This window comes from Providencia hangzhouensis (genome assembly GCF_029193595.2).
GTDB lineage: Bacteria > Pseudomonadota > Gammaproteobacteria > Enterobacterales > Enterobacteriaceae > Providencia > Providencia hangzhouensis.
On record NZ_CP135052.1, the window covers coordinates 4,270,184 to 4,288,498 of the forward strand.

Sequence of the window (18,315 nt, forward strand, 5' to 3'; positions counted from 1 at the left end):
TTTAGCGGCTTTCACGCTGTTGGCTTCTTAAAAAAGAAGCTGTTTTTGTGCGAATAAGCCCTGCACTTTCAAATAACCAATACAGTAATTTTGCTAACACCAGACACAGTCCGAATATTAAGCAGAAGAAAACCACCCGTGAGACGAAAGAATCCACGCCTTCACGCGCTAAAACAATAATGTTAAAAATGGCACCAAAACAAAATGCCTGCATAATGGCAGCCTTATAGCGATTCGGTTCTTTCAGGCTCATGCCATAGATCCAATCAAACCATTTGATGATAAGCCCCACAACTATGGCTCCGAGTGGTATAAAAATCACCCCACCCATCACCACCAATGAACCAATCAGTGTTGGGGAAATTGCCAGTCCAGAATGGTTGTTTAGTACTTCCCACGTAAAATAGTTGGCAGAATTCAATACCGTATCTGGGCGTTCTGGCCAAACCCAAGAAGGAATAAAAACATAAAAGTCACGGATAATCGGCGCTAGGCCTTGAAAGTCCATCTCATCATAGTGGCTTAGCAGTAATGCTAAGTTTTCCCACGGGGAGAATGTGTCCCGTGTTAAGTACAAGAAAGTGTAATACGCTTCGGCACCACTGACATCTAGCCCATAGCGCTTTAAGGCTAACCAGAACATACCTACAATACTTGCGACCCCGGCTGCAGCTAGCATCCACAGCGTAATCCAACCCCTGACAATCCCAATAAATAAGAATAGTGCGAAAGCAATAATAATGTTCGCTCTGGTTCCTCCAACGATAACATAGGTCAAGAAACCAAATGCAACGGTACTAACGAGGAAGAAAATCCAACGTTTCTGTGTCGGTCGCAAGAAATAAACAATCAACATTGCCGGTATGAAGAAATAGAAAAAGCGTTTTAATGCCACGCCAGAAACTTGGCTGGAGAATATTTGGCTATAGGATTTTAGCTTAAACAGCAAAAAACCGTTCTGCATGAAAAATATACCTACTGTCACGACTGCAATCAGTATCAATAACAGACAGGTTAGATTCGTTTCCACTTTGTTCATGCTAAACAACGCACGCCGTGGTGCGTCTGGTTGCCTAGAAAGCCGTGTTTTATAAGCAACATAATAAATCGCATAAAAACTGGTAGCCGCTAGTTGGGCGTAAAGTAAGTAATCCGCTTTCACAACCGCAACATCAAATTGGAACACTAACGCACAAGTTAATGGAAAACCAAAGTAAAACGTCAATAAATACAACATTGAAAAGAAAATATTGAAGTTAAACCGAGCACGTAAAAACTCTTTGTACAACAAAGTACCAATAAAAATAATTGATATCAGGTAGACCAGTGCTAAGCCACCTAACTCCGTCAGTGTCATGCTCGCTCCTCCACGGCACTGAGAACGGCTTTCCAGCCTTCAGTAAAGTTAGGAGCAAAAAATTCGATATGCTGTTTATCTAATAAGCTCATTTGGCGCTGAGCTTCATCCACCAGCGGTATCGTCAGGTTGTCACCATAGAAAAATACAGGGACATTTTGAGCAGTTAAATCCTGCCAAAATGTATTTTGACGACTGATCACAAATGGAATACCAAATTGGATTAACAAACAAACCGTACCAACACCTTGCTGGCGATTAAAAATAAAATAGCCAAGATCACAGGATTTGAGCAAATTAAGGTACTCGCTAAACTCCATGCGCTCTTTCAGAATTTCTACTTGCCCTGAAGTAAACTCACTATTTGCAGCCTGTTCGACTTGTTCAATATAGCCTTGGTTATTTGCAGGATAACCCATTGGGACAATAACCTTAACCTCATCACCAAATTGCTGTTTAATCGCACTCAGCGCCTCTACATGACGATTAGAACGGTCACCTGAGTTACCCAACAAAATAGTCAGTTGAGAGCCTTCACGTGCCTTAGGCTCGCTAATTGTCAATGCGGGGTCCATTCGTGTTGGAAAATACAACACAGTGGCAGGCACTTTAGGGTTCGACTGGTGGAAATAGCACAAATCGCCACGTGTTGCACACACATGCCCTACTTTTTTCTGCGCTAAACGACGCAAAATATAGAATAACTTAAATTTTAGAGAGCTAGATTCTTCATAGAGGTCAGCTCCCCATATATGCCACCAAAACTGATGGGATTTGATTTGACCAAATAATAGCGCTAACCAAATAGGGGCGTTGAATTGCCCATGAAAGAAAAAGCGAGTACGGCGGTCTGCCTTGGCACGCTGTATAACACTATTAGCAATGGCCTGTTTATTCGCAAAAACATCTATTTTTAGCTGAGGATAAGCGTCAGCAAGCTGCGCATCATCGCTTACCACCATAAAATGCGGCGTTGATGACGAAGCCATTTCTTGGCAAATGACGTCATTAAAAAACGTCAGTACCGTCTGGTTGTGGTGTGGGAGATTCGATCCCAGTACATGTATTAAGGTTGTCATGCTCGCCTACGGTAAATCAAAAATACGCAACAACATAAGGTAAAATAGACAATATAAGTGGCCATATAAGCCTGAGTTGCACCTACTGCACCATGTTCAGGGATAAGCCAATGGGCAAAGCCCGTTAATAATAAAAATTGACTCACTTCAGTGAGGACATAAAAACGCAATGCGGCTTTAGCAATAACTAAGTAGCCAAATACGTAAGCCCCCACTTTCAATACATCACCAACCAACTGCCATGCAAACAGGTCTCTCATCCCTGTAAATTCTTTTGAGAACAGCAACCAAATCGCGAAATCACGTAGTAACCAAACTGTAAAACTCACAACGGCAACAGCAGGTAAAACAAACTTCAATGCTTTAACAATTTCTGCTGTGATTTCATTTTTATGCTGCAAACGCGATAACGTCGGCAATAAATACACTGAAAATGTCGCGGTAATAAACTGCAAATAGGCATCTGAAATGGTGGTCACACCGGTCCATAACCCCACTTCATCCCAGCTATAGGTTTGGGCAAGTAAGTTTCGCATCATGATATAAGCGACTGGCAGTGTGACTGCCGTTAGCATCGCCATGACCGTAAATTTGCCTAAATTAGTCGCAATCGCTTTGTCCCATGCTGGCTTCAATGACGATAACGCAAACTGCTTGCGTTTAATTATCATCCCAGCCGCAGGCAATACCACAAGTGCAGGAACTAATGCTAACCCCGCTAGTGCACCTTCATACCCGCCCACTAGATAGCATAAATAATAAGCAATTACACCAATTACGCTACCTAAAATAATGGCTAATGCGTTTGCTGATGCGTCTCGGTAGCCCTTCAAAATAGCCAGAAAATAGTTCGCATACGCGATACCCATTTGAATTAAGGCGACTATTTGAATAACTGAGCTGTATTTTTCACTATCAAATAACGCCACGCTAATTGGCGCACTGCAAAGTAAAAAGATAAGCGCAAGTAGCGCTGAAAATCCTAAAATAATCGTCGATGAAGTTCCCAGAACCGCACGTAATTTTTGTGGGTCTTGGTGGTGCTCTGCAACATATTTTGTGACACCATTGAAAATCCCTGCACCAGATAACACCCCTAGTACAGTAATCAATTGGCGGAAGTTACCCGCCAGCCCCACACCGCTGGGCCCAAATGAGACTGCAAACAACTTAACGATTAACAGGCCTACCCCGATTTTAATCAGGGTAGAGCCAGCAGTCCAAACCGATGCTTTAGCAAGAGACATTAGGCAAAGAACGCTTTGATTCGCTCAATGACCGTCTGCTGTTCGTCATCAGTCATGTTGTAGAACATCGGTAAACGCACTAAGCGATCACTTTCTGATGTTGTATATTTATCTTCACCATGGAAACGGCCAAACTCGATACCTGCCGGGCTAGTGTGTAATGCAACATAGTGGAATACTGTCAAAATGCCATGAGATTTCATGTAATCATTGAATTCGGTACGCTCTTCGATATCTTTAAGTTTGATGTAGAACATATGGGCATTATGTTTTAAGCCTTCTGGCACAGTTGCTAGGACTAAACGTCCCGCATCAACCAATGGCTGCAACGCTTCATCATACCGTTTCCATAATAGTAAACGGCGCTCATTAATTTTGTCGGCTTCTTCTAACTGTGCCCATAAGTAAGCCGCTTGCAAATCAGACAACAGGTAGCTTGAGCCGATATCACGCCATGTGTATTTATCGACTTGACCACGGAAAAATTGGCTACGGTTCGTTCCTTTTTCACGGATCACTTCAGCACGGCTAATCAAGTCTTTATCATTGATAAGCGTTGCCCCACCTTCACCGCCTGAAGAATAGTTTTTAGTTTCATGGAAGCTATAACAGCCAATGTGGCCGATAGTCCCCAGTGCTTTGCCTTTATACGTCGACATCACACCTTGTGCCGCATCTTCAATCACGAATAAATTGTGTTTTTTCGCAATAGCCATAATGGTGTCCATCTCGCAAGCAACACCTGCATAGTGGACAGGAACGATGGCACGCGTACGTTCAGTGATTGCGGCTTCAATTTTAGTTTCATCAATATTCATGGTATCAGGACGGATATCAACGAATACAATTTTAGCGCCACGTAATACGAATGCGTTAGAGGTTGATACAAAAGTAAAGCTTGGCATGATGATTTCATCACCCGGCTTAGTATCAATCAGGATCGCCGCCATTTCTAATGAGGCCGTACAAGATGGCGTTAACTGCACTTTCGGGCAATTAAACCGTTTTTCCATCCATTCTTCACAACGTTTCGTGAAGCCACCGTCACCACACAGTTTGCCACTTTCCATGGCTTGTCTCATATACTCTAATTCAGTACCTACAACTGGTGGTTTATTAAATGGAATCATGTTGTCCCCTGTATAACCAATAAGCGGTACTGGCAATTGCTGCACCGCTACGTGAATAAAGATTTAATGCCGCAACATTACTGATTTGCGTGGCCACATTTAACTGTGCTTTTTGGTGTTCCACACACCAATTAAATGCTGCAGACATCAACTTACGCCCTACACCTTGCCCCTTCGCTTCTGGTATTTTCGCTAGTAGGCCAACCCGTGCTGTTTCTGCATCAAGATGCCGTAAACTCACAAAGCCCAATATCGCACCAGACGCGTCTTTAACTAGTAAACAAGTGTGATCAAACGTACCAAGTACTGATTTTTCTATCCACAACGCATAAAACTGACCGCTATCACCATCACGATACCAAGGTGCTCTAAAGCGGCTTTTGCTAAAGACAGACTCAGCGGCTTGCCGTAAAGTAGGAATATCATCCACTTGTGCAACAACAATGTGCTCTTCCGCTGTTAAACCTGCCTTTAAATAAGCATTTTCTGTGCCAATAGTAAGAACGAAATCGATTTCACCTTCAACAAATGAAAAACCCATACCAGCCAAATCATCAATCAGCTGCGTTTCAGACGCGGCGACTTTTGCTTGCACGATATCGTATTCATTTATTTGATAAGCAAGGAGGGTCTCGAGATTATCCCCCGTAAAATTCAACTTTGCCGTTGAGCGATGAAAAAATTCGCTCTCCCATGGCAGGCTCTCAATACTGGCGCGGACGGACACGTAATAAATCCTCTAAGTATTGCCCATAACCTGTTTTTTTCAGCTGTTGCGCTGAAAAAGCGACTTGCTCGTCTGTCAGCCAGCCGTTACGCCATGCTATTTCCTCTAAACAAGCAACTTTGAAACCTTGACGTTTTTCAACGGTTTGCACAAAGGTACCTGCCTCAATGAGGCTATCGTGGGTGCCTGTATCTAACCAAGCAAAACCACGACCGAGCAATTCAACGTTTAATTCGCCACGTTCTAAGTACATTTGGTTAATTGACGTGATTTCTAACTCACCTCGTTCAGAAGGCTTAACTTGTTTTGCAAATTCAACTACTTGTGAGTCATAGAAATACAGCCCTGTCACCGCCCAATTCGATTTAGGTTTAACCGGCTTTTCTTCAATCGACAGTGCTTTAAAATTATCGTCAAATTCCACGACACCAAAACGCTCAGGATCCATCACTTGGTAACCAAAAACCGTTGCGCCATTTACTCGTTTAGCAACAGATTTTAATTTTGGGCTAAATGAATGGCCGAAAAAGATATTGTCGCCCAATACTAAACAGCACGAATCACCGTTAATGAACTCTTCACCAATGATAAACGCTTGCGCAAGGCCGTCTGGTGATGGCTGTTCTGCATAGCTCAACTCAATCCCAAACTCATGACCATCCCCTAATAAACGCTTAAACATCGGCAAGTCGTCAGGGGTAGAGATAATTAAAATCTCACGGACTCCCGCCAACATCAGGACTGAAAGCGGGTAGTAAATCATCGGCTTATCGTAGATAGGCAATAACTGTTTAGAAATACCGCGAGTGATAGGATGCAAACGCGTCCCCGACCCTCCAGCTAATATAATACCTTTCATACTGTCACCTAATTTCCTAGACCTAGACGTTCGCCCGCATAGGAACCGTCTTGTACGCGGCGCCACCACGTTTCATTGTTCAAATACCACTGCACCGTTTTGCGGATACCTGATTCGAAGGTTTCTTGTGGCGTCCACCCCAATTCGCGCTCAATTTTCGCGGCATCAATGGCATAACGCATATCGTGACCCGGTCTGTCTTTCACAAACGTGATTAAGTCACGGTAGTGCGCCACACCTTGTGGCTTCTGCGGATGCAGCTCTTCAAGCAGCTCACAAATCGTTTCTACAACGTCAATATTACGGCGCTCATTATGACCACCAATATTATAGGTGGTGCCAGGTTGTGCGGTTGTCGCAACTAAATGCAGTGCTCGTGCATGGTCTTCAACAAACAGCCAGTCACGAATTTGCTCACCTTTCCCATAAACAGGCAGAGGCTTACCCGCTAAAGCATTCAAAATAATTAAGGGGATCAATTTCTCTGGGAAATGATACGGCCCGTAGTTATTTGAACAATTGGTGATCATCGTCGGCAGACCATAGGTTCTTTGCCATGCACGAACCAAGTGATCGCTCGATGCTTTCGATGCGGAATAAGGGCTACTTGGCGCATAAGGCGTGGTTTCTGTGAAGAAACCATCAGGCCCCTCGAGGTCGCCATAAACTTCATCTGTCGAAATATGATGAAAACGAAAAGCCGCTTTTTTCTCATCATTCAGTGCAGACCAGTAATGGCGCGCCGCCTCTAACAATGTGTAAGTTCCCACAATGTTGGTTTCGATAAATGCCGCAGGGCCATCAATTGAACGGTCAACATGGCTTTCTGCCGCTAAATGCATCACGGCATCGGGTTGGTATTTTTCAAAAACGGCATCTAATGCAGCTCTATCACAAATATTCACCTGCTCAAAAGCATAGCGCGGGTTATTCGCAACCGTTGCAAGGGACTCTAAGTTACCTGCATAGGTTAAGCAATCCAGAACCACTGCGCTGTCGTCAGTGTTTTCAATAATATGACGAACAACAGCAGAGCCGATAAACCCGGCGCCTCCAGTGATTAAAATGCGTTTCAACGCCATACTCCTTTTGTATCCACAACCCATTTTTGTGGGATCGCAGAGCCTTGGATGCCTTTGAACATATTGTGGTCAACTAACATTAAGATCACATCCGCTTCATTAACGGCTTTTTCAATCGAAACTAGCTCAGAAATGCCTTTTAAAGAGGTCGGTAATTCATCAATGTGTGGCTCAACCGCATACGTTTTACCTGGGTTCCAGTTCGCCACCATTTTGGTGATGTGCATTGCTGGGCTTTCACGTAAATCATCAATATTAGGTTTAAATGACAGGCCGAAACAGGCAATGGTCACTTCACTGGCTTTTTTACCGGTTTCCACTAAGCAATCAGCCACTGCCGCTTTCACTTGGTCAACAACCCAAATTGGTTTGCCATCATTGACTAAACGAGCGGTATGAATGAGGCGTGATTGTTTTGGATTTTGCGCAACGATAAACCATGGGTCAACCGCGATGCAGTGCCCACCAACACCTGGGCCTGGTTGCAAAATATTAACGCGTGGATGACGATTCGCGAGGCTGATTAACTCCCACACATTGATGTCTTGTTCCGCACAAATTAATGATAATTCATTCGCAAAAGCAATATTCACATCACGGAAGCTATTTTCCGTTAACTTACACATTTCCGCGGTTCTTGAGTTAGTAATTACACACTCACCTTCAAGGAAAATATTGTATAGCTCACTTGCACGCAGAGAGGATTTTGGCGTCATACCACCAACAACACGGTCATTTTTAATTAATTCGACCATCACTTGGCCTGGTAACACACGCTCAGGGCAGTACGCTACATCGATATCAGCTTCTTCCCCTGCTTGATGAGGGAAGGTTAAATCAGGGCGAGCAGCTGCCATCCACTCTGCCATTTGCTCTGTTGTTCCTACTGGCGATGTAGACTCAAGGATGACTAAATCCCCTTTCTTCAGCACCGGAGCCACAGACTCAGCTGCAGCACGTACATACGCGAGGTCAGGTTCGTGCTCGCCTTTAAATGGCGTAGGCACAGCAATCAGATAAGCATCTGCAGGTTGCGGCTTAGTAAAAGCTTTCAGATGGCCTTCTTCAACCGCCTTTTTGACCACGATATCCAGTTCTGGCTCCACGATGTGGATTTTACCCTGGTTAATAGTATCAACGGCATGTTGGTTAACATCGACACCAACCACTTGTTTTTTACGTGATGCAAAGGCTGCTGCTGTTGGTAAACCAATATAACCAAGGCCAATAACAGAAATAGTTTCAAAACTCATAATTTCACCTGATTACTTTTCAATGCTGCAAGAATACGCTGACATGCATGACCATCCCCATAAGGGTTATGTGCGCGGCTCATTTCGTGATACTCCGCGTCATCTGTCAGTAACCGATTAACTTCTTTCACAATTTTTTGTGTATCTGTTCCCACAAGACGAACAGTACCTGCATCAACAGCTTCTGGTCGTTCTGTGGTATCTCTCATCACCAAAACAGGCTTACCGAGAGAAGGCGCTTCCTCTTGAATACCACCTGAGTCTGTTAGAATTAAATAAGCATGGTTCATCAAATAAACAAACGGTAGGTAGTCTTGAGGGCTAATTAAAATAATATTATCAATATCATGCAGTATACGTTTAACAGGCTCACTCACATTTGGATTTAAGTGAACTGGATATACGACTTGCACATCGGGATGCGCTTGTGCAATTTCTGCTAAAGCGTGACAAATACGTTCAAAGCCACCACCAAAACTTTCTCGACGATGGCCCGTGACTAAAATCATTTTTTTATTTGGGTCGATAAATGGGTAATTTGCAGCCAATTTCTCCATCATATGCTGGTCGCTCATGACTTTATCACGTACCCACAATAACGCATCAATCACACTATTACCGGTGACAAAAATATGACTGTCAGGAATAGATTCTTTTAACAAATTTTGGCGTGAATTTTCAGTTGGCGCGAAGTGATACATCGCTAAATGACCAGCAATCTTACGGTTTGCCTCTTCAGGCCATGGCGAATACAGGTTTCCTGTACGTAATCCCGCTTCAACATGCCCTACTGGTATACGATGGTAAAATGCCGCAAGGCTAGTTGCCATCGTTGTAGCTGTGTCGCCATGAACAAGAACAACATCCGGTTGAAAATCAGCAAAAACGCTTTTCAACCCTTCAAGAATACGACAAGTGATATCAGTTAAATCTTGCCCTGGCTTCATAATATTGAGATCGTAATCTGGAATGATCTCAAACAGTTTCAGTACTTGATCTAGCATTTCACGATGCTGTGCCGTAACACAAACTTTAGCTTCAAAGTCTGTATCTTCAGCCAATGCATGAACCAGTGGTGCCATTTTAATAGCTTCAGGTCGTGTGCCGAATACAGTCAATACTTTCACAGTGACTCTCTTATATTTATCTTTCGCAGTGAGCTGCTTTGTATAATCTTAATAACTTTATATGCCACTGGAAAATTCGCCAGTGGCTTATCCCAAAATCAAGATGGGCGGCGGCGAGCAAGTACCACTCCGGCACCTACTAACATCCCTATGGCTCCCCATAGAACCATCATAAAGGCTCGACGAGGACTATCGCGTTTAACGGGCTCTTCAGGAGTACGTAAATAGCGATATGCTTGAAAATTATCTTGGAGGGTAGGCCCGACGCTCAATGTTGATAACATGGCAATATTTTGGTCGTAATCACTGTCGTGATCGGGGCCGGTTGCTTTCAATGTTTCAATTTGTGCTTGTAATAAAGGGGCACCTAGCATAAACATTTTTGAATCTGGGATTTCATCCACAGGTGTTGCGCTTTGATTACGTACAATACCTTGTTTTTCTGCAACTTTTAATGCTTGTTCCAGTGCATTCAAACGTCGCTCATAAGCGGCCTTGGCCACCATATCTTCACGTTTAACTAATGCCTTCATGGATTGCATTTTCGTTGCCCAAGTGCCTTTAATTTCATCATTTAGATTCATTGTGGCACGTTGGTTAGCAAACTGAGTGTATTGACGCAGCAACTGGTTCGCATCTGCGGAAGTTTCCGCCACTAACTTAATGCTATCTGTTAAATTTTTGACTTCATCTGCTGGCGTAAACTCAATATCGTTGATGAGCTCATCCAATAATGCGGCATCTGCTTTAGGATCATTCTCTAAGCGCTGCTTATAGTAATCCGTATTTAGCCAAAATTGACGACGTGTATCATAAGAGCCAAGCTGCTTTGTGAATTCTTGATAAGCTTCTTTTGCAATTGTCGGTAATTGCCCTTCTTGCCCCGTAGTATTAATACGGGAATCGAGGTTGCGCAGAAATTGCTGCTGAGAATAGTAACTTCCCAGATTATTGACGGTTGGTAAATCCGTAATTGCTGTCGCACTCCACTTCGGCTGCATAAAATAGGACGCTCCCAAGGCAATTGCTGCAAAAATAACGGCAAATGCAACGATCCAAATTTTACCTTGCCACAGTGAGCGACATAAACCACGGATATCCAATTCCGGCTCTATTGGCGATTGATGCTGACTCGGTTGTGTTTCTGAGTTATTCACTGCACAGAACCTCTATTTTCGTTTTGTCGTTACCGTACTGCTCCTCTACGTGCTCTACGTCTCACTCGCTTAATAAAACGGGCGACTTTCCAAGCTCGTTTGATGCAGTAACCATACATCATAAATACAAGCAAAAATAATGCCAACATTACCCATTCAGGTACAAATGTTAAGTGTTCACCAATAATACCGACACATGCTAAAGCGGCCGCTGATAGTGTAATCAGTACAAATGCCCCTTTTGGTGTAAAACCAGAACGCATAATTAAATGATGAATGTGCTGGCGATCGGGTGAAAATGGGCTCATCCCTTTACGAATTCTGCGATACATAATGGCAACCATGTCCATTAGTGGGATCGCAATAATCCATAAAGCGGTAACTGGGTTAATCGGATGTACTTCTTCTTGGGTCGAAGCCACAAGGATCCAAATAATAGTAAACCCAATCAGCGTACTTCCCGCATCTCCCATGAAAACTTTAAAACGACGGCCTAGCAGTTCAAGATTTAAAATTAAGTAAGGAATAATCACTACAATAAAAGCAAAACACCAATATGATAACGCCATATTGCCATTTAAGTATAATAAAAATCCTAATGCACCAAACCCAACACAAGCAACTCCACCAAGCAAGCCATCTATGCCATCAATCATATTGAAAGAGTTGATCGCCGTCCATACTGCAAATAGCGTCACTATATAAGAAAAAGGCCCTAATACTAATTCCCATGGCCCAAACGCATGCCCTAGAGAATCTAACTTAAGCCCAGCCACGGTCATCATTAACATCGCAACAAAAGCTTGCACAAATGCCCTTAGCTTTACACTTATATCAAATCGGTCATCAAGAGCACCGACTAATACAAGAATACCTGCACATAGCAAATATAACCATTTATGTGGGATGTATTCACTCGTAATAGAAAAAGCAAAACATATTCCAATATAAATTGATATTCCACCGACAAGTGGTACTAGACCTTCATGTTTTTTTCTAAAATTAGGTTTATCTACTAAGCCAATTTTGGCAGTTATTAGTCGAGCAATAAAAATCATACAAAACGCAAATAAAAACACGTAAAGAAGATTAGTAAAAAAATGTGCTCTATCCACTGGTTCACTCTCTCATTATTCTATTTAAATTACACATCAATACTTCTGAGTGTCACTTAAAAATAAGCAATATTCATGCCAATATAACATTCTCATCATCTGTAACCTGTATCACAAGGCTTTCTAAAGAGAAAATTTAAGTATCCTTTTTAAGTATAGGTTATAAAAATAAATATCCTCCGGCATAGCCGGAGGTTTTTAATATGCGCCTATAAGGCTTTGTTACCAGCCGCGCCCTAACAGGCGCATAACGGCCCTGACATTTGCATCTATGGATTACTTACGGCCCGTAAACGGGCTGCCCGGATAGGGGATCGACAATTGCTCTCCCAATTTATCCTGTTCTAACTGATGTTTTATATATTCTTGTATTCGTTTCGTATTCTTTCCTACCGTATCAACATAGTACCCTCTGCACCAAAACTCTCTATTTCGATATTTAAACTTTAAATCCCCAAATTGCTCATAAAGCATTAGGCTACTTTTTCCTTTTAAATACCCCATAAAGCTCGAAACACTCATCTTGGGTGGGATTTCTAGAAGCATGTGTATATGGTCAACACAACATTCTGCCTCCACTATCCTGACATTTTTCCACTCACACAATTTCCTTAAAATACTACCTATCGCCCTACGTTTTTCACCGTAGAAAACTTGCCTTCTATACTTTGGGGCAAAAACAATGTGATATTTACAATTCCATCGTGTATGCGCTAAGCTCTTTTCGTCCCCATTGGGACCCCCTTTTGATTTTTTGTTTGACTCTTGCAGTTGCCAGACCGCAAGGTGTTTTAACAAATCAAAAGGGGTTTTAATATCTTATTCAAAGCTGAAAGCTTTACGGAACCCCCAGCCTAGCTGGGGGTTTTCTATGCACAACAAAAAAGACCACTTCAATTAGGAAGTGGTCTTAAAAACATTGACAAGTAAATAAACTTATTGACTAAGCTCTTTTCATAAAATCAAAGAACTCTTCGTTGGTTTTTGTCATCGCTAACTTACTGATGAGGAACTCCATCGCATCGATTTCGCCCATTGGGTGAATAATCTTACGTAGGATCCACATTTTTTGTAACTCATCTTGCGATGTAAGTAACTCTTCTTTACGCGTACCTGAACGGTTGTAGTCTATTGCAGGGAAAACACGTTTTTCTGCAATCTTACGAGATAGGTGCAGTTCCATGTTACCTGTACCTTTAAACTCTTCGTAAATAACTTCATCCATCTTAGAACCGGTATCAACCAGTGCAGTTGCAATGATTGTCAGGCTTCCACCTTCTTCAACATTACGAGCAGCACCGAAGAAACGTTTTGGACGGTGTAATGCGTTAGCATCCACACCACCGGTTAATACTTTCCCAGAGGAAGGTACAACCGTGTTATATGCACGAGCTAGACGCGTAATAGAGTCGAGTAAAATGATAACGTCTTTTTTATGTTCAACTAGACGTTTCGCTTTTTCAATCACCATTTCAGCGACTTGGACGTGACGTGCTGCAGGCTCATCGAAAGTTGAAGCAATAACTTCACCTTTAACCAAACGCTGCATTTCTGTCACTTCCTCAGGACGTTCATCGATCAACAGAACCATCAGAACGCAATCAGGGTAATTGTGTGCAATATTCGCTGCAATATTTTGCAGTAACATTGTTTTACCGGCTTTCGGTGGAGCCACAATCAGACCACGTTGACCACGACCGATTGGAGCCGCTAAGTCTAGTACACGAGCAGTTAAATCTTCAGTTGAACCATTACCACGTTCCATGCGCAGACGACGGTTTGCATGTAATGGAGTGAGGTTTTCGAAAAGAATTTTACTGCGGGCATTTTCAGGTTTGTCGTAATTAACTTCGTTGACTTTCAGGAGGGCAAAATAACGTTCACCTTCTTTAGGAGGACGAATTTTTCCTGAAATTGTGTCACCTGTACGTAGGTTAAAACGGCGGATTTGGCTAGGAGAAACGTAGATATCATCAGGACCTGCGAGGTAAGAACTGTCTGCTGAACGGAGGAAACCAAATCCATCCTGCAATATTTCCAGTACGCCATCGCCGAAAATATCTTCGCCACTTTTCGCATGCTGCTTCAAAATAGAGAAAATAATATCCTGCTTTCTCATACGGGCTAAGTTCTCTAGCCCCATGTTTTCGCCTAACGTAATCAATTCTGATACTGGCGTATTTTTTAATTCGGTAAGATTCATAATGGTGGGTTCTTTAACTCGGGGTAATTCTCGAACTATGAACGTAAATTGACGGCAGCTTACTATTAAGTGCCAGTTTAACTTTATACTGCCCTGTTGCTCACTAATTTTTACCAAAAGCAAACAACAATGCAAAAAAATCTTGTGCTAGCCATTACTAAGATTGCTCTAACATTTGACTGCAACTCATCTTGATGATGTGTGACATATTATTAGAAACACACACAATATTAGCAATAGTTTTTTGTACATTTAGGACAACATCCATCCCAATATCGCAAATTTAATGTCAGATTAGCATTAAAAAACACATAATTGCTAAAGACAAACCTGTCCCACTTCGTTTTTATATCCCTATGATATAAAAATATTGAATTTCATTGCGTTCGCTTATGCGCTATCTTTAATTCATATGAGAGATGCATTGAAACCGAAGATATTGAATACTGCTATAACTCAATGTCTAAACTTTCAATTTTCATATTTAAAATCATTACGCCATCAGTTTTTTGATCAATAACAATCATCACAATACTGAACTAACAAGCTAGATATGTAAGATAAGAGCAATGGAATACAAGGTAATTCATATGGGTGCTATACGAGGAATGACGATAACTTATCATGCTTAAGTGAAGACGTCTAGCGGCTCTCTAGATAAAATAGATATACCGCTAAACGTTTTAGCTTACATATAACGATAACTTACAGATTTTCGTCTAAAAATTCTTTCAGTTGCGTTTTTGATAATGCCCCAACTTTCGTTGCTGCGACTTCACCATTTTTGAATAAAAGCAAGGTCGGGATACCACGAATTCCATATTTTGGAGCGGTAGCAGGGTTTTCATCAATATTCAGTTTTGCGATGGTCAGTTTGCCTGTATATTCTTCAGCAACTTCATCAAGAATAGGCGCGATCATTTTACAAGGACCACACCATGCAGCCCAAAAATCGACGAGAACAGGTGAACTTGCGTTCAGAACTTCAGTTGCAAAACTTGCATCAGTTATATGTATAATTTTATCGCTCATGTTGTACTCCAAAGGATCATCTTTTGCAGACTTAGTGTAACATTATTGGCAGCAGTATGCTTTATTTCAAAAGATACACTTTCGTAAACCAACCGTTAACTGATATTCTAACATACTATGAGTAAAGCACACTTGACAGAAAAGAAGTTTTCCGACTTCGCATTGCACCCTAAAGTCATTGAAGCTCTGAATAAAAAAGGCTTCAATTTTTGCACGCCTATACAGGCGTCCACCTTGCCTTTTACTGTCGAAGGCAAAGACGTGGCGGGTCAAGCGCAAACTGGTACAGGTAAAACGTTAGCTTTTTTAACGTCTACATTCCATTATTTATTAACTCACCCCGCTATTGAGGGTAAAAAAGCGAATCAGCCTCGTGCGCTGATTATGGCACCGACACGCGAACTCGCGGTACAAATTTATTCGGATGCGAAAGAGCTAGCTGAGTACACTGGCCTGAAAATGGGGCTAGCTTACGGTGGTGACGGCTATGATGAGCAGCTTAAGGTTTTACAAAACGGTGTTGATATCCTTATTGGTACAACAGGCCGTTTAATCGACTACGCGAAACAAGGCCATGTCGACTTAAGTGCGGTTCAAGTTGTGGTACTTGATGAAGCCGACCGCATGTATGATCTTGGTTTTATTAAAGATATTCGCTGGATTTTCCGTCGTATGCCAGGTGCTGCAGAAAGGCTTAATTTGCTGTTTTCTGCAACTTTATCTTACCGAGTAAGAGAATTAGCTTTCGAGCAAATGAATAACCCTGAATATGTTGAGGTCGAACCTTTACAAAAAACAGGTCATCGTATCAAAGAAGAGTTATTTTACCCTTCTAATGAAGAAAAAATGCGCTTACTCCAAACGCTTCTTGAAGAAGAGTGGCCAGAGCGTTGTATTATTTTCGCCAATACAAAACACCGTTGTGATGATATTTGGGCGCATTTAGCTGCCGATGGTCATCGTGTAGGTTTGTTGACCGGCGATGTCGCACAAAAAAAACGACTGCGTATATTAGAGCAATTCACACAAGGCCATTTAGATATTTTAGTGGCAACTGATGTTGCAGCTCGTGGTTTACATATTCCATCAGTTACTCATGTATTTAATTACGACTTACCTGATGACTGTGAAGATTACGTACACCGTATTGGTCGTACTGGTCGTGCTGGTGAAAGTGGAAACTCAATTAGCTTAGCCTGTGAAGAATATTCACTTAACCTCCCTGCTATTGAAGAATATATTCAACACTCAATCCCTGTTAGTAAGTATAACAGTGATGCATTATTGAGCGATTTACCGGCACCAAAACGCCGTCATCGCCCACGTCCTGGAGGCCAGCGCCGTAATTCAAATTCGCAGCGTCGCCACAATGGCCCACGTAACAACCATAAACGTCCAGGCTGAGTAAAAACGATATGCTGAAATCTTCTTCTCTTTATGCCGCCATCGATTTAGGCTCAAACAGTTTTCATATGCTAGTCGTACGTGAAACCGCTGGTAGCATTCAGGTGATCTCTAGGGTTAAACGCAAAGTTCGTCTTGCTGCAGGGTTAGATAACAATAACCTGCTTTCTAAGCAAGCAATGGAGCGAGGCTGGCAATGTTTACGCCTGTTTTCGGAACACTTACAAGATATTCCGAATACACAAATTCGTGTTGTCGCGACTGCGACTTTGCGTTTAGCTAAAAATGCCGATGTTTTCATCGAAAAAGCCAGTCAAATTTTAGGAAACCCTGTAAAAGTTATTCAAGGGGAAGAAGAAGCTCGCTTAATTTATCAAGGTGTTGCTCATACAACTGGTGGGCCAGATCAACGCTTAGTGGTTGATATTGGTGGGGGAAGTACTGAACTTGTTACAGGTACTGGCGCAAAAGCGGAGCAACTCTATAGTCTTGAAATGGGTTGTGTGACTTGGCTTGAACGCTACTTTGGCGATAGAAGTTTAACCGAAGAAAACTTCTCAGCGGCTCAAGCCGCTGCACATAATGTCATCGCCCCTATTGCAGAGTCACTCAAGACACATGGGTGGAAAATATGTGTTGGAGCATCCGGTACTGTACAAGCCATTCAGGAAATCATGATTGCCCAAGGCATGGATGAACTGATCACCCTTTCTAAGTTACAACAGCTTAAGCGCAAAGCCATTCAATGCCAAAAACTTGAAGAGCTTGAAATTGACGGCTTAACCTTCGAACGTGCCCTTGTTTTTCCAAGCGGCTTGTCTATTTTGATTGCTATCTTTGAAGCATTAGACATTGATAACATGACACTTGCTGGCGGAGCACTTCGTGAAGGGCTTGTCTATGGTATGTTACAGCTTCCTATTGAGCAGGATATTCGCGCTCGTACCGTTCGCAATATTCAACGGCGCTTCCAAGTCGATATCGAACAAGCTGGCCGAGTCCGTCAACTTGCAGAATATTTTTATTTACAAGTCGCGAAAGATTGGGGCTTAGATACACGCTGTCGTGATTTACTATCGAGTGCATGCGCCTTACATGAAATCGGCTTGAGTGTCGATTTCCGTAAAGGCCCCGAGCACGCGAGCTACCTCATAACACACCTTGATTTACCAGGCTTCACTCCAGCTCAAAAACGGTTACTTGCTGCATTATTGAAAAATCAGCAAGGCCCTGTCGATTTAACACCATTAAGCCAACAAAATGCGCTACCCATACAGCATGCATATGATTTATGTCGTTTACTCCGCCTCGCCATTATTTTTGCGAGCCGCAGACGGGATGATACCTTGCCTGCACTAAGACTTAATGTGAATGCACAGAGGTTAACCATTACACTGCCTTATCGTTGGTTATCTGATCACCCTCTACGAGCGGAAAATTTACAGCAAGAAGTTCAATGGCAGGGCTATGTGAATTGGGTTTTAGAGTTGGAAGAACGTAATAGTTCAAATTGATAATATATTCCACACTAGACCTACTCTAG

Annotated in this window: 16 protein-coding genes; 2 read left to right on the forward strand and 14 right to left on the reverse strand. The window is 42.4% G+C overall.

From position 1 onward, the window contains the following. Position 1: 1 nt before the first annotated feature. The 14 genes from wzyE to trxA all read right to left on the reverse strand — a co-directional run bounded on the left by wzyE (position 2) and on the right by trxA (position 15,368). The gene (wzyE, locus tag PZ638_RS19550) at positions 2–1,357 is read right to left on the reverse strand and encodes an ECA oligosaccharide polymerase (protein WP_094962456.1); all 1,356 of its coding nucleotides are present in this window, start codon (positions 1,355–1,357) and stop codon (positions 2–4) included. Then, positions 1,354–2,436 carry a TDP-N-acetylfucosamine:lipid II N-acetylfucosaminyltransferase gene (locus PZ638_RS19555; protein WP_004906092.1) on the reverse strand — a complete coding sequence of 361 codons (1,083 nt, stop codon included), beginning with the start codon at positions 2,434–2,436 and terminating at the stop codon, positions 1,354–1,356. Before PZ638_RS19555 ends, wzyE begins: the two co-directional genes overlap by 4 nt. Continuing rightward, positions 2,433–3,683: a lipid III flippase WzxE gene (wzxE, locus tag PZ638_RS19560; protein ID WP_165880551.1), complete on the reverse strand. Its 1,251-nt coding sequence runs from the start codon at positions 3,681–3,683 to the stop codon at positions 2,433–2,435. The genes PZ638_RS19555 and wzxE overlap by 4 nt, the downstream gene beginning before the upstream one ends. Further along, positions 3,683–4,813: a dTDP-4-amino-4,6-dideoxygalactose transaminase gene (gene rffA / locus PZ638_RS19565; protein WP_004906094.1), complete on the reverse strand. Its 1,131-nt coding sequence runs from the start codon at positions 4,811–4,813 to the stop codon at positions 3,683–3,685. Before rffA ends, wzxE begins: the two co-directional genes overlap by 1 nt. Continuing rightward, positions 4,800–5,540, reverse strand: a complete 741-nt coding sequence (gene rffC / locus PZ638_RS19570; protein WP_272674608.1) for a dTDP-4-amino-4,6-dideoxy-D-galactose acyltransferase — start codon at positions 5,538–5,540, stop codon at positions 4,800–4,802. The genes rffA and rffC overlap by 14 nt, the downstream gene beginning before the upstream one ends. Then, positions 5,518–6,399, reverse strand: a complete 882-nt coding sequence (rfbA, locus tag PZ638_RS19575) for a glucose-1-phosphate thymidylyltransferase RfbA (RefSeq protein WP_004906097.1) — start codon at positions 6,397–6,399, stop codon at positions 5,518–5,520. The genes rffC and rfbA overlap by 23 nt, the downstream gene beginning before the upstream one ends. Positions 6,400–6,407: 8 nt before the next feature. Further along, the gene (gene rffG / locus PZ638_RS19580) at positions 6,408–7,481 is read right to left on the reverse strand and encodes a dTDP-glucose 4,6-dehydratase (protein ID WP_172412277.1); all 1,074 of its coding nucleotides are present in this window, start codon (positions 7,479–7,481) and stop codon (positions 6,408–6,410) included. Then, a complete protein-coding gene (wecC, locus tag PZ638_RS19585) occupies positions 7,472–8,734 on the reverse strand; it encodes a UDP-N-acetyl-D-mannosamine dehydrogenase (protein ID WP_094962451.1) in 1,263 nt (420 codons plus the stop codon). Before wecC ends, rffG begins: the two co-directional genes overlap by 10 nt. After that, positions 8,731–9,861, reverse strand: a complete 1,131-nt coding sequence (gene wecB / locus PZ638_RS19590; RefSeq protein ID WP_004906103.1) for a non-hydrolyzing UDP-N-acetylglucosamine 2-epimerase — start codon at positions 9,859–9,861, stop codon at positions 8,731–8,733. Before wecB ends, wecC begins: the two co-directional genes overlap by 4 nt. A 98-nt stretch (positions 9,862–9,959) precedes the next feature. Next, positions 9,960–11,018 carry an ECA polysaccharide chain length modulation protein gene (gene wzzE / locus PZ638_RS19595; RefSeq protein ID WP_094962450.1) on the reverse strand — a complete coding sequence of 353 codons (1,059 nt, stop codon included), beginning with the start codon at positions 11,016–11,018 and terminating at the stop codon, positions 9,960–9,962. Positions 11,019–11,047: 29 nt separating this feature from the next. Beyond that, positions 11,048–12,076 (reverse strand): UDP-N-acetylglucosamine--undecaprenyl-phosphate N-acetylglucosaminephosphotransferase, encoded by a 1,029-nt coding sequence (gene wecA, locus PZ638_RS19600; RefSeq protein ID WP_232062929.1) that lies wholly within the window; start codon positions 12,074–12,076, stop codon positions 11,048–11,050. Positions 12,077–12,409: 333 nt separating this feature from the next. Then, positions 12,410–12,904 (reverse strand): IS200/IS605 family transposase, encoded by a 495-nt coding sequence (tnpA, locus tag PZ638_RS19605; protein WP_180312677.1) that lies wholly within the window; start codon positions 12,902–12,904, stop codon positions 12,410–12,412. A gap of 172 nt (positions 12,905–13,076) precedes the next feature. Next, positions 13,077–14,336, reverse strand: coding sequence for a transcription termination factor Rho (rho, locus tag PZ638_RS19610; protein WP_004906109.1), 1,260 nt, complete (start codon positions 14,334–14,336; stop codon positions 13,077–13,079). Between the two features lie 705 nt (positions 14,337–15,041). After that, complete coding sequence (trxA, locus tag PZ638_RS19615) at positions 15,042–15,368, reverse strand: thioredoxin TrxA (protein WP_004906112.1); 327 nt, start codon at positions 15,366–15,368, stop codon at positions 15,042–15,044. Between the two features lie 117 nt (positions 15,369–15,485). Here trxA and rhlB point away from each other — a divergent pair, with 117 nt between their 5' ends. Then, the gene (gene rhlB, locus PZ638_RS19620; protein ID WP_004906115.1) at positions 15,486–16,772 is read left to right on the forward strand and encodes an ATP-dependent RNA helicase RhlB; all 1,287 of its coding nucleotides are present in this window, start codon (positions 15,486–15,488) and stop codon (positions 16,770–16,772) included. Between the two features lie 11 nt (positions 16,773–16,783). Continuing rightward, positions 16,784–18,286, forward strand: a complete 1,503-nt coding sequence (gppA, locus tag PZ638_RS19625) for a guanosine-5'-triphosphate,3'-diphosphate diphosphatase (protein ID WP_094962449.1) — start codon at positions 16,784–16,786, stop codon at positions 18,284–18,286. Positions 18,287–18,315: the final 29 nt, after the last annotated feature.